Here is an 18,829-nt window from a genome sequence, read left to right on the forward strand (position 1 = left end):
CTTATTTCGTGTATCTCATCTCCAGATATTTATTTGTGAAGCCCAGGCGTTCGTAAAGCCTTTTGGCAGGGTTATCGGGTTCAACGTGAAGTGCAACGGCACCCTTAGCCATATCCAGTGCCCTTTCCATTAGTTGCTTTCCAATGCCTTTTCCCCGCTGGTCCTGATGTACAGCAATATATACAAGAAGGTTTTCCGGCACGAAGCCCTCCATTCCTGTCTTATTTATTACTACGGCTCCTTTAATATCTCCATTTTCACGCGCCACCAGTACAAAACCACCCTGATGGGCAAAGTCGCTGAGAGCGTAATCCAGGCACTTCATAATGTCCTCTTTAGGATCACCATACTTACCCAGATGCTCAAACAGAAATGTGGCTATCTCGTCTTTCTGAAGAAAGGTTGGAGTGTCTATTGCGCTCAGTACCTGAAATTCCATTGTTGCTGTTTGCATTATGTTTATCGGGAAATAAATAAGATATTACTATAAATACGATTAAAGCCGCTGTAAGGCCGAAAATATTTGCATCCAATTTATACGGTAAGGCTATATCACTCAGGATAAGCACCACCGTGGTCACACCACCGATCAGCATAGCCCAGAATGCTCCGGCCGCACTGCTCTTTTTCCAAAAAAGCGCCCCTAAAACCGGTATAAAAAGTCCGGATACCATAAAGGCATAAGAATACAGCATAAGTCCGAGGACCTCCGTCATCTGAGTAGCCAGGAGCAAGGCAAGGCCACCTAGTATGAAGGTGGCTATTTGTGAATAGCGAAGATGATGTTTAGAGTTCATTCCCCTCTCACCAATTAGATCAGTCATTACATTACCACTGGCTGCCATCAGGCAACTATCTGCTGTTGATAAAATAGCGCTGAAATAAGCTGACATCATCAGACCTAGTATACCAGCAGGCAATATGGTACGTAATAGTAACGGAAGTCCGGTTTCTGCGTCCATTGTGGCGGCAGAAAAGTCTCCTAATAAGCCTTGCTCAGCAGCCACGCGTGACATTAGGCCGAGCATTACACCCATGAAGGCCATAATTGGCCACTCAAACAGACCTGCATAAAACCAGGCTTTCTTTGCTGATTTAACATCTTTGGTGGCATAGATACGCTGATAGAGGGTCATGCCCACAAACCATATAGGGATGATAGTAACCCCCCAGTTCAGTAAGTCCGTCCACGTAAGATTGCTCATAGATACCATCTCAGCCGGTACCGTTTCGGTAATGCCTTCCCAGCCACCAACAGCTACCCATGCCATAGGGATACCAATAAAAATAAGTCCGGCCATCAGGATGATCCACTGGATAGTATCTGTATAGATGACAGCTTTTAATCCACCCATAACAGTATACACCACTGCCACGATACCCATCACGAGAAGTGCAGTGGTCATGTCCATGGTAGGAAATGTACCATTAGCCAGTTTGGCACCCGCCAGTATCTGTGAACTGGTAAATCCAGTGTAGCCTATTGCTGAAATGATACCTGCCAGTAGGGCAACCCTGGCACCATACCAGTGGCCAAACAGTTGGGGAAAGGTTAGAAATTTGGCAAATGCACTATTTCCTTTAATTTTTGGTATCAGAAGTACGGCTGCAAGCCAGGCTCCTATAAGTCCGGTAAAAAGCATCCAGCTGCCTGCAAGACCTATGGTAAACCCAAGGCCCCCAAGGCCTATGCTAAAGCCACCCCCTACATCTGTTGCTACTACCGAAAGTCCTACATGAAGACTACCCATTTTTCGACCGCCAACATAGTAGTCATCCTGATCTTTATTTTTCCCCATGAAGTAATATCCGACGCCGAGCATACCGATCATGTACGCTATAAATATTAGCAGGTCAATTAGTTGCATGAAGTAGACTGGGATTTAATGATAGGAATGCAATTTTTGCTAAGTAGATAACAAAATTTATGTGATTTTGTTTCTGCACGAACAAATTTAGTTAAAAAATCTATTAATGTGAATTAAACTGCATCTCCGGATTGATTGCCCTTGTTTTCCTGGAATTCCTCGGCCATGAGGAGAGGAGATGCCTCAATCTGATCGATACCCAGAAACACAGTTAGCATATATAGTGATTCGTTGATTTTTTTCTGCTCAGCGTCAGGGGCTTCTGACAGCTTTTTGATAAGTCTGACCTGGATAGGATCGGGGATAGTGCTTAACATATTCAGGCTATGCGTAGTAAGGCCTACATAGCTAGTTCGCTTATCATTTTTTTTTGGAAGACGCTCCAACAGGTTTTTTTTGACCATCCTGTCTACCACCCCAGTTACTGTGCTGCGACTAAGGTTAAGTTGCTCACACAGTTCTTTTTGGGTTACCTGCTGTTGAGGAGTTACCTGAAGCCGGCGTAAAACCAGGAGTTGGGTAATCGTAAGCCCATGCTCTTTCTGCAGCTTTTTGGATTCTAGGTTCAGCGCCCTGATAATCTTTCGGATGTTCCGTAATATGTCTTCCGTATGCATCGCTCTGAAAAAATAAAAGCCGGCAGAGAGACTCTGCCGGCTTAAATACTTATCAACGCATAATTTTGTTATACGTTTTCTGATGTTGCTTTAGCACCCAGGTATTCGGCATTCAGCTTAGCAATGTTTTCAAGCTTGATCTCCTTAGGGCACTCGGCTGAGCATGCACCTGTATTGGTACAAGCTCCGAAACCTTCGGCATCCATTTGTGCCACCATTTTTTCAGCTCTGCTCTTGCGCTCTACCTGGCCCTGGGGCAGCCATGCAAGCTGCGATACCTTAGCACTTACGAACAGCATAGCAGAAGCATTTTTACATGCAGCTACGCAGGCACCGCAGCCAATACATGTAGCCGCGTCGAATGCCTTATCCGCCACGTTTTTGGGTATTGGAATCTCATTGGCATCAGGTGTACCACCGGTATTAACGCTTACATATCCGCCGGACTCAATGATCCGGTCGAAAGATGAACGGTTGGTTACCAGGTCCTTAACCACAGGAAATGCCTTGGCTCTCCAGGGTTCTATGGTAATGCTTTGTCCGTCCTTGAAGGCTCTCATGTGAAGCTGGCAGGCAGTAGTACCTTTCCAGGGGCCATGAGGCCGTCCATTAATATATAGACTACAGCTACCGCAAATACCTTCACGGCAGTCGTGATCGAATTCTACAGGATCTTCGCCTTTAGCTACCAGTTGCTCGTTAAGCACATCCAGCATTTCCAGAAAAGACATCTCCGGAATGATGTCATCGACTTCGTAGCCTACGAATTTACCTTTATCAGTGGCGTTCTTCTGACGCCATATATTCAGAGTAAGTTTCATATTACTTGTAGCTTCTTTGCGTCAACTTGACGTTCTCGAATACGAGTTCTTCTTTTTGGAGTGTTTCCGGGGCTTCCGGTCCGTTATACTGCCATGCACCTACGAATGAGAAATCCTCATCGTTACGCAAGGCTTCACCCTCTTCCGTCTGGTACTCCTCACGGAAGTGTCCGCCACAGCTTTCCTCTCTCATCAGGGCATCGTCGATCATCAACTCACCCAGCTCAAGGAAGTCCGCCACACGGCCTGCTTTTTCCAGTGACTGGTTCAGCTCATCATTTGTACCTGTCACTTTCACATTCTTCCAGAACTCTTCGCGAATCTCTTTCACCTTGCCTTTGGCATATTTCAGACCCTCGGCATTTCTGGACATACCGCAGTATTCCCACATCACTTTACCGAGTTCGCGGTGGAAAGTATCCACTGACTTAGTACCGTTGATGCTCAGGAGCTTATTTATCTGGCTATTGACCCGGCCTTCAGCTTCTTTAAACGCCTCATGGTCCGTAGGTATCTTGTCGTATTTTACGTTTGCCAGGTAATTACCAATTGTGTAAGGAATCACAAAATACCCGTCGGCAAGTCCCTGCATCAGGGCAGAGGCTCCCAGGCGGTTTGCTCCGTGGTCACTAAAGTTAGCCTCACCGGCAGCAAACAGACCTGGTACACTTGTCATCAGGTTATAATCTACCCACAGGCCACCCATAGTATAGTGTACCGCAGGGTATATACGCATAGGTACTTCATACGGGTTCTCACCGGTAATCTTCTCGTACATCTCGAACAGGTTACCGTATTTGGCAGAGATGGTATCACGTCCATCGCGTCTGATGGCATCGGCAAAGTCCAGATATACGGCAAGGCCGGTTTTACCTACTCCGCGACCCTCATCGCACACATACTTGGCATTACGTGAAGCCACATCACGGGGCACCAGGTTACCAAATGAAGGGTAACGACGCTCCAGGTAGTAGTCACGCTTATCTTCAGCCAGTTCACTGGCTTTTATTTCCCCTTTACGAATCTTTTCCGCATCCTTCACATCCTTAGGGACCCATACACGCCCGTCATTACGGAGCGATTCAGACATAAGGGTAAGCTTAGATTGGTGGTCACCACTTACAGGAATACAGGTAGGGTGTATCTGAGTAAAGCATGGGTTAGCAAAAAGAGCACCATGCTTGTGGGCACGCCACGCCGCCGTAGCGTTAGAGCCCATGGCATTAGTACTCAGGTAGAATACGTTGCCATACCCTCCGCTGGCCAGGATCACTGCGTGAGCAGAGTGTGACTCAACTTTACCGGTGATCAGGTTGCGCGTTACAATTCCGCGGGCTTGCCCGTCCACCATAACCAGGTCTAGCATTTCCGTGCGGGGAAACATCTGAACTTTGCCATTAGCTACCTGGCGGCTCAGGGCGCTGTATGCTCCCAGCAAAAGCTGCTGGCCAGTCTGGCCCCTTGCATAAAATGTCCGGGATACCTGAGCCCCACCAAATGACCTGTTTGAAAGTAGTCCGCCATATTCCCGGGCAAATGGAACCCCCTGGGCCACGCACTGGTCAATGATATTGACACTTACTTCAGCCAGGCGGTATACATTAGACTCACGGCTACGGTAGTCACCACCTTTAATAGTATCGTAAAATAAACGGTATATGCTGTCGCCGTCGTTCTGATAGTTCTTGGCAGCATTGATACCACCCTGAGCTGCAATAGAGTGCGCCCGGCGGGGGCTATCCTGAAAACAGAATGCTTTTACGTTATAACCAAGCTCTGCCAGAGAGGCTGCGGCAGAAGCGCCGGCGAGGCCCGTGCCTACTACTATGATATCGTACTTACGCTTGTTGGCAGGGTTTACAAGCTTAACGTTAAATTTATGTCTGGTCCACTTATCGGCTAGGGGGCCTTCGGGAGATTTGCTATCGAAATTCATACTCTTTCGGTTTTTAGCCCAGTGATTTAATATACATTACTACTGCGAGCGATGCGAAAAGGGCGGGAACGATAATGGCGAAGGCCAGTCCGACCTTTTTAACAAGTGGCAGATACTTAGAATGTCTTAGTCCGAGGGTTCTGAATGCGCTCTGGAACCCATGAGCAAGGTGAAGTGCCAGGAATACCATCAGCACCACGTAGATGGCTGTATACCACCATTGTGCAAATGCTGCATTTACGATCCTGTAAAGATCTTTTACCTCGCCTACACTTTCATAGGTAACCGGCGGTACTTCACCCCACTTCATCTCGTACCAGAAACTTCTGAGGTGAATAACAAGGAAGATGGCAATCAGCGTTCCCAGAATACCCATGTTACGGCTGATCCAGGAGCTGTTCTCATTTGCCCGGCTTACTTTATAACCTACAGGGCGCGCCTTGTTGTTATAAATAGTAAGTGAGATGGCATAAAAAATGTGCAGAAGAATACCCGCATATAAAACGTAGCGGATAACCTGAACCAACTGGTTCGTGGTCATAAATTCTGCGTATTCGTTAAATGCCTTTCCTCCGTCGGATTTGAGCAACAGAAAGTTACCGGAAAGGTGCCCGACAAGGAAAATTATCAGGAACAAACCCGACAGGGACATTACTACCTTTTTACCTATCGAACTTGTTAGTGTTTGTGCAAACCAACTCATACGTGTATGTATGTTAATTTTTTGCTGTAAAATATAAGAGTCGGCCAAAATTAGTGTCGGAACCCTTAGTAAACAATCGAACGGAACTATTTTAAAAGATTCTAAATAGGGAAGGCATATAGGGAACTGCAATCGTTTTAAAGTGTCCCCCGGCGCAATCCCGGATTGAGCGCCACAGGATGGTAGTTATTGTTTGAACGAGAGGTTATAGTATCTGGTTTGGTAATTTTCAAATTTTTTTGAAAGAACTTAAAAGTCTGATATTCAGAAGTAAGTTTTTATAAAATATTCTGCGGGTATGACCCGATATAAATTGTCGTATTTTTAAACAAAGACCTTCGGCGGGTTACCAGGCCCTATTCAGTTGGTATTTGCTGCAGAAAAATGTGTACTTTCGTATATTGGAAGACGGATATTATCGTTTAAAAAGCGGCTTCCGTCAGGCTGGGATAAAGGTACCTTTTTTCCTGATTGCTCGTTTAAAACAGAAACAAGCAACAGCAAACCGGAGGCTTTTCGGACTTTTTAGTGGTTTGAGCATGAGTAAACTATCTGTACGATTCCTGTTTTTCTTAGGCATATTCATTTTCGGGGTGGTAGGTGCTACCCTCGCTACCCATATCAGAGCAGGTGAGATTACTGCTGTAAGAGACCTGTCTTCTCCGGGTACACTCAAATATAATTTCGTACTTACCGGCTATACTGATACAGGTTCTACTGTGGAGTTTGGAGGTGGTGAGATTGATTTTGGTGATGGCACAGTCATTCAATTGACTACTACAGAGTTTGCTGTAAAGGAAGCATTGGGTAATCAGATAGAGCTCACCATTTTTGAGTTTGATCATACCTTTCAGGCTGCAGGTACCTATACCATTCGTTTCCGCGAGTTCAACCGAAACGAAGGGGTGGTAAATATGGACAATTCCGTAAACACCCCTTTTTATATTGAGACCCAACTGGTGATTGATCCCTTCTTCGGTATTAATAATTCGCCTGTTCTAGATAATCCTCCTATAGATGATGCAGCCGTTGGCGTTCTGTTTACGCACAACCCCGGCGCCTACGATATAGATGGCGATAGCCTCGCCTACCGCCTCGTGGTATGTAAGCAAGACGTAAACACGCCTGTAGCAAATTACCGTTTTCCTAACAACCCCGAATTTGGCGGTACCCGCGAAGATGGCGGCACTCCCACAACCTTTACGCTGGATCCGGTAACGGGTACCCTGGAGTGGAATGCTCCCGGCACTCCCGGCGAGTATAACCTAGCCTTTATAGTAGAAGAGTGGCGAAATATAGACGGACAATGGTACCGGCTGGGGTACGTCACGCGTGACATGCAGGTAGATGTAGTGGAAACGGACAACAACCGCCCTGAGCTGATCATCCCTCCCGACACATGCGTTACGGCCGGCACTTTTCTGCAAGACATACCCTTCATAGGAATAGACCCCGACGGCGATCGTGTGCTTATGTCCAGCAGTGGGGGAGTATACAATATTATTAACTCTCCGGCCTATTATATCCTGGAACCCGATGGGCCACAGGAGAGTCCGGATACCCTTTATTTCAACTGGCAAACAAATTGCGATCACGTCCGTGAACGTCCTTACCAGGTGCTGGTAAAGGTAGAGGATAACCCTGGTTCGGGTGAAGGCACCAGCCTGGCTACTTTCGAAACATGGAATGTGACCGTCGTGGGCCCGGCGCCGGAAGGCATTACGGCCCAGGTGGCCAATGACCGGAGCGTGGAACTTAACTGGGATGATTATACATGCGATAATGCCATACGCATGCAGGTATGGCGCCGTGTGGGACCTTTTGACGTAACTCCGGACAATTGTGATACAGGTATTCCCGATGGAAGTGGCTATGAACTCATAGACGAAGTAGACATTGGCTCCACCAGCTACCTTGATGACGGTGGGGGAGAGGGCCTTGCTCCCGGGTCCATTTATTGTTACCGCATTGTAGCCGTATTCCCTCAGCCAAAGGGAGGAGAGAGTTACGCCTCTGTTGAAGTTTGTGTGGAAATTAAAGCAGAAGCCCCGGTCATTCTTAATGCAGATATTCAAAATACCGGTACTACGGACGGGGAAGTTTATGTCCGCTGGACAGCCCCCTTTGACCTTGATCCGGTAAACTTCCCTCCGCCCTATCGCTATGTGGTAGAACGCGGGCAGAGGATTGACGCAGAGCCTGGCCAGGAAGTATTCACTACTGAGAGCAGTGATCCTGTAATTGATTTTGTGGACACAGGGCTTAACACCGAAGAACAGATTTACACCTACCGTGTATTACTCACCGCAAGTCAGGCAAATGGAGGAACACCCATAGATACGTCAGCTACTGCCTCCACGGTGAGAGCCGATATTCGCGCCTCCATGAGGGAACTTACCCTTCTCTGGGATGCCGAAGTGCCCTGGAGCCTGATTACCAATGACTATCCTACCCATGATGTATATAGAAATAATGTTGATCCGGCAGATCCGGATGCGTTCATCATGTATTCATCGGTTAATGTAACCTCCGAAGGCCTTATTTTTACAGATGATGGCAGCATGATCAATGAGCCATTGGACGATGATACAGAGTATTGCTACTTTGTAACCACCCGCGGGTCGTATGGTACGGATGCACTGGATCCTTATGATCCGCTCATTAACCGTTCTCAGATCATATGTGCGGTGCCTAACGATACAGTGCCGCCCTGTCCGCCTGTGGCTCTTACCATTCCTAACGCCAATACCCCTGAGTCATGTGAGAACTTTCTCCTGGATAAGCCCTGTGATTTCAATGACTTTCAGAATACCATTACCTGGTCCCGCCAGCTAGGTAATGCCTGTGATGAGGACGTAGTACGCTATGAGGTATACTTCAGCCCTGACGGCAGTGATGATAATTACGACTTCCTGTCACTTACCACCGATACCATATTTGTTCATCGTGGGCTGTCATCCTTTGCGGGCTGCTACCGTATACGTGCCATAGACCGTTCCGGTGAAGTGAGTGGTTTCAGTGACCCAGTGTGTAATGACAATTGCCCCAGTTTCGAACTGCCTAACGTGATTACCCTGAATGGTGATAGTTTCAATGACTTATTTCAGCCATTTAACGGAATGAGTGAAGATGGCACCTATCGTTGTCCCCGTTTTGTGCGCCGTGTTCAGTTACAGGTGGTAAATCGCTGGGGTAAGGAAGTGTACTCATTTGATTCTAACGATAGCGAGAACTCCATCTTTATAAATTGGGACGGCCGTATGAATAATGGAGATGACGTCAGCACCGGAGTTTATTACTACGAAGCAGAAGTAGAGTATGACGTGCTGGACCCCAGCCAGGCCACTCAGACCCTGAAAGGATGGATACAGATATTCCGGTAAATCAACCGGATCATGCACACGCCCTCAGCAAAGATATTGTCCTTTTTGACGGCGTGTGTAATCTGTGCCACGGAGCGGTCAACTTCATAATTGACCGTGACCCTGCTGGCCGCTACCATTTTGCCTCCCTTCAAAGCGAACCCGGCAGGGAGCTTCTTCAGAAGTATGATGTAGATCCTGATAAGATTGATAGTGTGGTACTTGTGAGGGCTGATATGGTCTTCACAAAAAGCCGGGCAGCCCTGGAGATTTCCCGTTACCTTCGTGGCCCGTGGCCCCTTCTGTATGTATTTAAAATAGTACCCTCTTTCATAGCCGATGCTATTTATGACCTGGTTGCACGAAACCGGTATAAGTGGTTTGGTAAACAGGACCAGTGCCGCATGCCCGATGCGGCCCTCAGAAGGCGATTTATTGCCTGAAACAACCCGCCCCTCCTAACGCTTGTATTGTAGTAACTTAAACCATTATCTTCACGCGGTTTTTAAATACGCAACATAATAACCACGATCATGAAAAAGGCCTACATTTTTCCCGGCCAGGGAAGTCAGTACCAGGGTATGGGTAAAGCACTGTATGAAAGCAATCCCCGTGCAAAAGAACTTTTTGATAAGGCAGACGAGATTCTCGGGTTTTCCATCAAAGAGGTGATGTTTACCGGTTCTGATGAAGATCTGAAGCAGACCAACGTTACCCAGCCTGCTATCTTTCTACACAGTGTGGCTATTGCGGAAACCACAGAAAACTTTGCCCCTGATATGGTGGCAGGTCACTCTCTGGGTGAGATTAGTGCCCTGGTCGCTGCTAAGGCAATCTCATTTGAAGATGGACTTAAGCTGGTAGCCCAGCGGGCAAACGCCATGCAAAAGGCTTGCGAGGCTAACCCCTCCACCATGGCGGCTATTCTGGCCCTTACAGATGATCAGGTTAAGGAAATATGTGCCGGAATTGATGATACTGTAGTCGCGGCCAACTTCAACTCACCCGGGCAGGTAGTTATATCAGGTACCCACCGCGGTATAGAGGAGGCTTGCGAAAAAGCTAAAGCCGAAGGTGCCAGACGCGCCATGGTGCTCAAGGTAGGTGGTGCTTTCCACAGCCCTTTGATGGAGCCGGCTCGTGAGGAACTGGAAAAAGCTATTCGCGAAACCACCTTCAAAGAGCCCATTTGCCCCGTATATCAAAATGTAGATGCGCGCCCCCATACTGAGGTAGAGACCATTAAGAGCAATCTTATTGCCCAGTTAACAGCTCCTGTCCGGTGGACACAAACAGTAGAGCATATGCACAATGACGGCGCATCCGAATTTATCGAATGTGGTCCTGGTAAAGTGCTGCGCGGGCTGGTAAAGAAGATTGTGAAGGATGCAGAACTTTCGGGGTTAGATACAGAGGCCTGAGCAGGCTAATTGAATGCTACCAGGCCTGTGAAGCCTCAGCCCTGCAGGCCTGGTTTTATACTCATCACAAATGGGGCCATACCCTTAACTTGTCAGGACATACATTCAGCATCTGCTCTTGCGTGAGCCCTGAAAAAGGGTGGGCCTGTGCCCCGGCAAGTTCAGCCAGGGGCACAAGCGTAAATCTGCGATTGGCAATTTCCGGATGTGGAACTACCAGGCTTTCACTTTTATATATGAGGTCATTGTAATAAAGGATATCCATATCAATAAGCCGCTCCCCCCATTTCACATGCCTGATACGGCCCATTTCTTCCTCCGATGCCAGTAACAGGGTCAGCAGTTCTTCAGGAAGCAGAGAGGTTTCTACTTTTAACACTTGGTTAAGAAAGGCTGGCTGCTCCGAAATTCCCCACGGCTCAGTCTCATACACTTTTGAAGATTCTACAATTTCGCAGCCTCCGCCCTGCAGAAGGTTTGCAGCAAGCCGGAGGTTGGATAACCGGTTTCCCAGGTTGCTCCCTAACAAAAGAAATATTCCATTCATCAGGTGCAAAATTCGTCCCTAACAAAACAATTTCCTATTAGCAGACCTCCTTATTACTTTAGTATGGCAAATTAGCTAACGATATATGAAAACTTTCTTTAAAGTAGTTTTGGGCTGTCTGGTGGCCCTTTTCGTTTTCGTCATCTTCTGGATTTTTCTCTTTTCAGCACTAGTGGCGGGTAGCGAAGATACTATTACGGTGGCAGATAACTCCGTTCTTTACCTCAAGCTGGATGGTCCTCTCAAGGAAAGAGTGCCCGACATGCCTTTTGACCCAAGTGACATATTCGGTGGGCCTACTCCCATAGGCCTTGTGGATATGGTAGAGGCCATAGACCATGCCCGTGAGGACGACAATATTAAAGGTATATATATAGAGCCCGGTATCTTTACTGCCGGATATGGTCATCTCAAAGAAATACGTGATGCCCTCATTGAATTTAAAGAAAGTGGAAAGTTCGTATTAGCATACTCTGAGTTCTTCACCGAAAGCAGCTACTACCTATGCTCTGCAGCAGACGAGGTATATATCATGCCCGAAGGGTTTTTTGAGCTGAATGGTCTTTCGTCAGAGGTAACCTTTATTAAAGGTACCCTGGAAAAGTTAAACGTAGAGCCGGAAATCTTCAGAGTAGGAGAATACAAAGGCGCTGTGGAGACCTTTTTGCGTAAAGATTTGAGCCAGGAGAACAGGGAGCAGATAGAAAGTTACCTCAACAGTATATACGATACCTACCTGGAAGAAGTAAGTGCCAGCCGCGGAATAGAAACGTCCAGGTTGCGTACCATTTCAGACTCCATGCTGGTGCGTAAAAACCAGGATGCAGTGGATATGAAACTACTCACCGGCCTTGCTTATTCCAGTGAAGTTCAGAATATGCTCAAGGAAAAGACCGGTATAGAAGCGGATGATGAGCTGGAGCTTATCGAGCATGATGACTACCGCTCAAGCTTCAGGACTGATGGTGACTTCAGTACCCGTATTGCCGTGATAGTGGCTGATGGCGACATCGTAAGTGGCGAGAGCTCTGATGGTATGGTCGGCTCTTTCACTATCGCTGAAGAACTACGTAAGGCGCGCGAAAATGACCGTGTAAAAGCAGTGGTAATCCGTATCAACTCACCCGGTGGCAGCGCCCTGGCGTCTGACGTTATGTGGAATGAAGTGCGCCTCACAGCTGCAGAGAAACCCGTAATCGCCTCCATGAGTAATGTAGCTGCTTCCGGTGGTTACTACCTGGCCATGGCTGCCGATACCATTATGGCCCAGCCAAATACCGTTACCGGTTCAATTGGTATTTTCCTCCTCCGTTTCAATGCCCAGGGACTGCTAAATGAGCATCTCGGTGTGACCACAGACGTAGTCAATACAGGCAGGTATTCGGATATCCTTACTATGAGCCGCCCCCTTTCCGAGCAGGAAAGAGAGATCATCCAAAAGCAGGTTAATGAAGGCTACCAGACCTTTATCAGCAAAGCAGCAGAGGGACGGAATATGAATTTGAGCCAGATGAAAGAATTGGCCGCAGGACGCGTATGGTCCGGTAGCGAAGCCTTAGAGCGTGGTTTGATAGACAAACTGGGGGGATTGCAGGACGCCATTTCAGTAGCTGCCTCCTCTGCCGGACTGGAAGATGGTGACTACAGCGTGCGCTATTACCCCGAAGAAAAAGACTTCTTTACCAAGCTGGCAGAAGGCTTTAACTCTAAAACGGAAGAGCGTATTGCCCGCCAGCAACTTGGCGAGTATTACCAATACCTGAAGCTCATGAAAAAGCTGAACTCCTACCAGGGTATGCAGGCAAGGATGCCGTTTGAGATGCAGGTAAAATAATTCATTCCAACAGGAAATAAGTTTAAGCGGGGTAGTATTGAACTGCTCCGCTTTTTTTTATAAATACTCACCCAGAAAATATGGAAAATATCACTGGACCGTATCAATATGGAACAGTTTGTGCTTTCTTTAATTATCAGATAATGAAAATTAAGACTATGAATACCAAACGCATATTTTTTCTGGGGCTGATGCTCACATTTTTCTTCAGCTCCTGCCAGAATGACGCCATCGCTCAAAGTAGTGGTAATGAAAACGGAGGCCTGCAGGTAAGCGGCGTAGGCCAAATGAGCGTTCTGCCAGACCTCATGGAGACATACATCAACGTACAGGCAGAAGCAAAGGAGTTTCAGGAAGCCGTCACCTCACTAAGAGGCATGACGGACGGTATCGTAAAGCACCTTGAGGACAACGGCTTTAAACAAGACGATATAGAGACCCTGCGCATGTCCGTCAATAAAAACTATGAATACCGCGATGGGAGAAGGATCGATATGGGGTACATAGCTACTCAGCGAATTCAGCTAACCTCAGACTATTCTGCTAAGAAACTGGGCGAGGTAGTGGACATCATGGGCAAAAGTCCTGTAGAGGTTCCTTTTTCATTTGGCTTCACCCTGAAAGATGAGAGCAGAGAAAAGTACCGAGAAGAATTGATAGGGATGGCCGTAAAAGATGCCCGGAGTAAAGCCGATGTACTTGCTAAGGCAGCCGGCGTAAAGCTCAGGTCCATCCGCAATATATCGTATGGAAATGCAAATGATTACCGCCCCATTATGCGCACTGAAATGGCCATGTACGATGCTGCCGGTAAAAACGAAGGTAATGTGAACCTGGAGGTGGAAGAGATGGAGCTCGAAGAGCGTGTAAATGTCGAGTGGATCATAAACGACTAAGCACTAACCATTCGTATAGGTAAAAGCCCCGGATTATTCACCGGGGCTTTTTTGTTTTTTGCCTTCCTCATGCCATCTTTACCCATACTATTTCAGGTTTTTGACTAAAGCCCTACCAAATGACTGAGATCCGCAATAACTGGACCCGCGAGGAGATAGCTGAAATATACAATCAGCCCATCATGGAGCTGATCTATCAGGGTGCTACAGTGCACCGTCAGTTTCACGACCCTAATGAGGTACAGGTATGTACCCTGCTGTCCGTAAAGACGGGTGGCTGCCCCGAGGACTGTGCCTACTGCCCCCAGGCAGCCCGGTATCATACCGATGTCAAGGTCCATAAGCTATTGCCCGTAAACGAGGTTATTCAGGCCGCCGCTGATGCCAAAGCAGCCGGTAGTACCCGTTTCTGTATGGGGGCTGCCTGGAGAGAAGTACGCGACAACCGCGACTTCGACAAGGTGCTGGAAATGGTAAAAGGAGTGAACGGTATGGGCATGGAAGTATGCTGTACCCTGGGTATGCTAAGTGAAGAGCAGGCCGGAAAGCTTAAAGAAGCAGGGCTCTATGCCTACAATCACAACCTGGACACCAGCGAAGAATATTACGATGATATAATCACTACCCGTAATTATGACGATCGCTTGAATACGCTCGATCATGTCCGTAAAACGGGTATCTCTGTTTGTTCAGGTGGCATAATCGGTATGGGAGAAGACCATAATGACCGTGTGGGCATGCTGCACACCCTGGCTACCCTGCCCGAGCACCCCGAGTCTGTGCCGGTAAATGCTCTTGTACCTGTAGAGGGCACCCCCCTGGAAGAGCAGCCCCGAGTGAGCGTGTACGAGATGCTTCGTATGATTGCCACTGCCAGAATCATTATGCCAAAGGCGATGGTGCGTCTCTCCGCTGGTCGCGTAAGCATGAGCACTGAGGAGCAGGCCCTTTGCTTTCTGGCGGGTGCAAATAGCATCTTTGCGGGTGACAAACTGCTGACTACGCCTAATCCTGAGGAAGATGCAGACGGACAGATGTTCCAGACCCTCAACCTTAAGCCTCGGCCTTCTTTTAAAGGAAAAGAGCAGGAACAGCCGGTGGCTGGCTAGCGAAGCTTAAAAAAATACTCAAACCTATATATGAAAGGCTGCCCGGAAGGCAGCCTTTTTTGTTTTTTCATGAAAATATAAATAGCCGAATATCAACAGCTTATCTATAAATTCATGATATTAACTTATATAATGCTTAAATGAAAAAATAAGAATTTCGCAGTCTGCTTCTAATCTGATCATCCGGATGAAACCATCTAAGCACCCACTGCTTTTGATGGTTTTTGATAGGGATATGTCTCATTGTTTCACTTAGAAAGTAAAAAGCTAAATACCATGTCCATTCAGACCTACGTCAACAGATTATCCCGTCTTGATCAGCTTATCAGACTCAGATGTACGGGAACCCCTCAGGAACTGGCGGATAAGCTTGGGCTTAGTAAAAGGATGGTATACGAGTACCTCAACGCCATGCGAGACCTGGGAGCCCCAATAGCCTATTCTAATATCGAAAAGAGCTATTTTTATGTTGGGCTGGGACAGTTTTTCATCGGATATAAAATTAAAAATGCCAGTGCAGTATAGTTGCATTATTCGCTGATACTTTGGTAGCTGTTAAACTTAACATTATCAAATCTGATGAAAAAACTTTTATTAGTTTGTTTAGCGGGTACCCTGTTCTTCGGATGTGCCAAAGAAGAGCTCACAGAGCTCCCTGTACAGGACAATGAGAGCTATGCTCCACTCGATGCCTTAGGCGTAACGGTGCAGAATAACCGCCTTCATTTTGAAAGCGCCGAAAGCTTCCAGGCCTTTGTAGATGAGCTGTCCAATGCCGATCCCCGGGCAGTAATAGACTGGAAAAGGCAGATCAACTATACCTCAATGGGTGACACCTATTTTGGTGATGCTGCTTATATTACCAACCAACCCATTGCGCTGGATAATCCGGTAGTGGAAAACGACTATTTTGTAAGTTTCAATCCTGTGCCCACTTTCATGCCCAGTACTCTTACCAATTATGATCAGGCTGATGACATCGGCATCGAAAGTTATGAAAGTGGAGACCAGTTGCCCGAATTAAAGGAAAGCCTGGTGGTAGATCCCATACTTTCTACCGTAATCAACTCTAATGGAGAGGTAGGAATAGATAACTTCATCGTGAAGGTGGCTGAAAGTCACACTATCATTACGCCCATTCCACAGCCCGATCCTTACCCTTCACCTACAGACCCCACAGACCCTTCTGATCCGACTATGCAACCTATTATGATGAATCAAAGGGTTCAGGATCGTTTTGCACAGGCACTGGATATAGCCAAAAACTCCAGGGTCAAGTTTGGGGATGAATTCGTCGAAGTAGAAGAGAATCTATTTGTATTTAAGCATCACAGTACCTTTATCGGATCCGAAGAAAATGCCAATATCGGAAGCCTTTTTGGCCCTAATAAGACAGGTACTTACCAGTACAACAGTAATCCGAGAAGAAGGACTAAAGGTAGGCTTTACTCTCAAAACTACGGCATTTATGCAATCATAGGTTGTAGCACCCGCAACCAGCGTCGCAGATGGCGTATATGGTGGAGAAGCAATGCCGATAATATTTCATTGTCCTGGAGAAATGTATCCTACGAATTTAAGGACATAAATAGTGTGCCCTTCATTGTCAATGAACCAAATGGTTCTCTTACGAGGACCAATACCGGTCGTATCAGCAAAGTATTTGCTGTTAATACCGGTACATTCTCTATTCCAATAGGAGGAGGTAAATTTAAGATAAAGTCTGCCAAATCATTTAAGGTAAAGACTTTTGAAACTACCCATACCTCTTCACGAGCCGGTCGTTCAGGCAACGTAAGTTTAAAATACTGAGCAATTCATACAGGTCCGGTAGGATTATGGCCGGACCTTATTTCATACACATGAAAAAAGGCTTCTACATAGCTATCCTTATGGTATATATACCCTTTGTGGGGAGAAGCCAGCAGTGGTTGGCTCCTGGTGAGGGGCCTTTTTTGTCTGTCACATCACTGGCAGTGGGCCATGAAGATATTATCGGCGCTCAACTAACCGATCTTCGGTTGGGGGCGATGGTAGGGTACAGGCTCCAATCGAAATGGGATTTTGGATGGCAGTTTTACTGGCAATCCGAAGATGCCTATAAAAAAGTATTTCCCGACCGCGTGCTCACCCGCGACCAGTGGATCAATCTGGATCACAGAAGGATCATCACCGGGCCAAGGCTAAATTATACCGACAGTCTTTCTTTTCTGGGTATTCCGCTGGCATTTACTGCAGGCGTTTCACTGTACCGGGGATGGCAAATGGCCGGTAATCCAGAGGCCGGAAATGGCAACTTTAACCTTGCAGGCGGTGAACTGAGTGGCATACTTATTTACAGATTAGGAACGGGTAACAGACGATTTTTTTTCACTCCTGGAATAGGACCATTCCTTGCGCTCAATGATCTCACAGATACTTCCCGCTTCGGTTTAGAAGATATGCGTGAAGTGATGGTCATGCAGGATGGTCTGTACGGTGGTGCGGATATTATGCTTCCTTTTCACCTGCGAATAGGAGAATCATATCCGGTGCAGTTATCGTTGTTACTATCTATCCGCTATGTGGCTTTTTCCCATGAAGGAAATTCTCTGAGTGGCCGCATTGTAGGCTTTAATGTAAACTTTTAGTATGAAAAAGATCCTGTTGATAGTGCTGATAACAGGTGTGTGGCCTGGTCTTGTTAAGGCACAGCTATACATCGGTATTACCGCCGGACCTAAATGGGAGCAATTTGGCCTGCAGGATGCAGGACAACGACTAGTGGAACAGCAGACCCTCACCACTACCCGTTACGGAATTGAGGTTTGGCTTGTGGGTGGCAAAAATTACCAATGGAGCTTCGGTTTACAGCGGTATCAGTTCAGTTCCTATCCTGTAGACCTGCGACAGGCCAATATAGTATCTGAGGGCAACGCGTTGATTTCCGGGAACACCCTGGCAGGTGCCCTGCTGCTACCTGTGGGTGTGAAGTATGATTTTTGGAGGCCAGGCAGAAGCAGTCTATTCATTCACCCCTCTTTAGGGATAGGAATTTTGCCAGGTCAGCCCGTTGCCGGTATAGCCGAAACCGGGGCACTCACCGACCGTGACGGCAATATTATATTTTCATACGAGATACGGGAGGCTTACGAGCGCTCATTATTTTTCCTTCCCAAAATAGGTTTGGGGTATGAAAGACCTTTTCTGAATAGGGGGAAATTACAGATTGGCCTGGAATATTTTGTAGGCACAACAGATATTACCCGTTCGGGTATTTTCTATCGTTTACCACCGGATGATTTTGAAGCAAATGCTGTAGCTACCTCTCGCGGAACGGCTTTTGGGTTGAACTTTGCCCTGCTCTATCCTATTACAAAATGAAGCGTCTATTTTTATACGAAAAAAGGCTGCCCGGAAGGCAGCCTTTTCTATGAACCGGTATGTCTGATTACGGTACTGTGTTAATACATACGTAGCCTCCGTCACAAAATGTATAATTGATGGTAGGGCATTCACCGCATGACTCATCCATCGTCCATTCCGTGAGTGTTGAAGGATTCCCCCCGCGGGAGGCCTTTAATGAGGAAGTTTTAAAACTTTGCACATTCAGCTCACTGAGAGATAATTTCTTTCTTTGCATAGTATGATTATATTTTTCCATTCATTTTACTAAAAATAGATGTTAAAATCCACGGGAATGAAATAAAAAACAAAGGAGGCTTTCTGCTGAAAA

At 46.9% G+C, this 18,829-nt stretch carries 18 protein-coding genes; 10 read left to right on the forward strand and 8 right to left on the reverse strand.

Annotation, left to right across the window (positions count from 1 at the left end; all coding sequences use genetic code 11):
• Position 1: 1 nt before the first annotated feature.
• The 6 genes from AB9P05_RS13800 to AB9P05_RS13825 form a co-directional block, all read right to left on the reverse strand.
• Positions 2-439, reverse strand: a complete 438-nt coding sequence (locus tag AB9P05_RS13800; RefSeq protein ID WP_371909408.1) for a GNAT family N-acetyltransferase — start codon at positions 437-439, stop codon at positions 2-4.
• Complete coding sequence (locus AB9P05_RS13805; RefSeq protein WP_371909409.1) at positions 363-1,868, reverse strand: sodium:solute symporter; 1,506 nt, start codon at positions 1,866-1,868, stop codon at positions 363-365. The genes AB9P05_RS13800 and AB9P05_RS13805 overlap by 77 nt, the downstream gene beginning before the upstream one ends.
• A gap of 113 nt (positions 1,869-1,981) precedes the next feature.
• Positions 1,982-2,485 (reverse strand): MarR family winged helix-turn-helix transcriptional regulator, encoded by a 504-nt coding sequence (locus AB9P05_RS13810; RefSeq protein ID WP_371909410.1) that lies wholly within the window; start codon positions 2,483-2,485, stop codon positions 1,982-1,984.
• Positions 2,486-2,553: 68 nt separating this feature from the next.
• On the reverse strand, positions 2,554-3,306 hold the full coding sequence (locus tag AB9P05_RS13815; protein ID WP_371909411.1) for a succinate dehydrogenase/fumarate reductase iron-sulfur subunit: 753 nt from the start codon (positions 3,304-3,306) through the stop codon (positions 2,554-2,556).
• A 1-nt stretch (position 3,307) separates the two neighbouring features.
• Entirely contained in the window at positions 3,308-5,242 is a 1,935-nt protein-coding gene (locus tag AB9P05_RS13820; protein ID WP_371909412.1) for a fumarate reductase/succinate dehydrogenase flavoprotein subunit, read from the reverse strand.
• Positions 5,243-5,255: 13 nt separating this feature from the next.
• The gene (locus tag AB9P05_RS13825; RefSeq protein ID WP_371909413.1) at positions 5,256-5,945 is read right to left on the reverse strand and encodes a succinate dehydrogenase cytochrome b subunit; all 690 of its coding nucleotides are present in this window, start codon (positions 5,943-5,945) and stop codon (positions 5,256-5,258) included.
• Between the two features lie 539 nt (positions 5,946-6,484).
• Here AB9P05_RS13825 and AB9P05_RS13830 point away from each other — a divergent pair.
• From AB9P05_RS13830 to fabD, 3 genes are all read left to right on the forward strand, one after another.
• Entirely contained in the window at positions 6,485-9,328 is a 2,844-nt protein-coding gene (locus AB9P05_RS13830) for a gliding motility-associated C-terminal domain-containing protein (RefSeq protein ID WP_371909414.1), read from the forward strand.
• The gene (locus AB9P05_RS13835; RefSeq protein ID WP_371909415.1) at positions 9,307-9,750 is read left to right on the forward strand and encodes a thiol-disulfide oxidoreductase DCC family protein; all 444 of its coding nucleotides are present in this window, start codon (positions 9,307-9,309) and stop codon (positions 9,748-9,750) included. The genes AB9P05_RS13830 and AB9P05_RS13835 overlap by 22 nt, the downstream gene beginning before the upstream one ends.
• A gap of 90 nt (positions 9,751-9,840) precedes the next feature.
• Complete coding sequence (gene fabD, locus AB9P05_RS13840) at positions 9,841-10,728, forward strand: ACP S-malonyltransferase (RefSeq protein WP_371909416.1); 888 nt, start codon at positions 9,841-9,843, stop codon at positions 10,726-10,728.
• A 64-nt stretch (positions 10,729-10,792) separates the two neighbouring features.
• Here fabD and folK read toward each other — a convergent pair whose 3' ends face one another.
• Positions 10,793-11,275 carry a 2-amino-4-hydroxy-6-hydroxymethyldihydropteridine diphosphokinase gene (folK, locus tag AB9P05_RS13845; RefSeq protein ID WP_371909417.1) on the reverse strand — a complete coding sequence of 161 codons (483 nt, stop codon included), beginning with the start codon at positions 11,273-11,275 and terminating at the stop codon, positions 10,793-10,795.
• Between the two features lie 85 nt (positions 11,276-11,360).
• Between folK and sppA the strand changes: the two genes are divergently transcribed.
• The 7 genes from sppA to AB9P05_RS13880 all read left to right on the forward strand — a co-directional run bounded on the left by sppA (position 11,361) and on the right by AB9P05_RS13880 (position 18,477).
• Positions 11,361-13,109: a signal peptide peptidase SppA gene (gene sppA, locus AB9P05_RS13850; RefSeq protein WP_371909418.1), complete on the forward strand. Its 1,749-nt coding sequence runs from the start codon at positions 11,361-11,363 to the stop codon at positions 13,107-13,109.
• Positions 13,110-13,267: 158 nt separating this feature from the next.
• Positions 13,268-14,005 carry an SIMPL domain-containing protein gene (locus AB9P05_RS13855; protein WP_371909419.1) on the forward strand — a complete coding sequence of 246 codons (738 nt, stop codon included), beginning with the start codon at positions 13,268-13,270 and terminating at the stop codon, positions 14,003-14,005.
• Between the two features lie 119 nt (positions 14,006-14,124).
• Entirely contained in the window at positions 14,125-15,114 is a 990-nt protein-coding gene (bioB, locus tag AB9P05_RS13860; RefSeq protein WP_371909420.1) for a biotin synthase BioB, read from the forward strand.
• A 276-nt stretch (positions 15,115-15,390) separates the two neighbouring features.
• Positions 15,391-15,639: an HTH domain-containing protein gene (locus tag AB9P05_RS13865; RefSeq protein WP_371909421.1), complete on the forward strand. Its 249-nt coding sequence runs from the start codon at positions 15,391-15,393 to the stop codon at positions 15,637-15,639.
• 54 nt (positions 15,640-15,693) lie between these two features.
• Positions 15,694-16,926, forward strand: a complete 1,233-nt coding sequence (locus AB9P05_RS13870) for a hypothetical protein (RefSeq protein ID WP_371909422.1) — start codon at positions 15,694-15,696, stop codon at positions 16,924-16,926.
• Between the two features lie 50 nt (positions 16,927-16,976).
• Positions 16,977-17,744, forward strand: a complete 768-nt coding sequence (locus tag AB9P05_RS13875) for a hypothetical protein (RefSeq protein WP_371909423.1) — start codon at positions 16,977-16,979, stop codon at positions 17,742-17,744.
• A gap of 1 nt (position 17,745) precedes the next feature.
• Positions 17,746-18,477: a hypothetical protein gene (locus AB9P05_RS13880; protein WP_371909424.1), complete on the forward strand. Its 732-nt coding sequence runs from the start codon at positions 17,746-17,748 to the stop codon at positions 18,475-18,477.
• 67 nt (positions 18,478-18,544) lie between these two features.
• On the opposite strand, the gene AB9P05_RS13885 is transcribed toward AB9P05_RS13880, so the two are convergent.
• Positions 18,545-18,736, reverse strand: coding sequence for a hypothetical protein (locus AB9P05_RS13885; protein WP_371909425.1), 192 nt, complete (start codon positions 18,734-18,736; stop codon positions 18,545-18,547).
• Positions 18,737-18,829: the final 93 nt, after the last annotated feature.

The sequence above is a fragment of the Roseivirga sp. BDSF3-8 genome (genome assembly GCF_041449215.1).
Classification (GTDB): domain Bacteria; phylum Bacteroidota; class Bacteroidia; order Cytophagales; family Cyclobacteriaceae; genus JBGNFV01.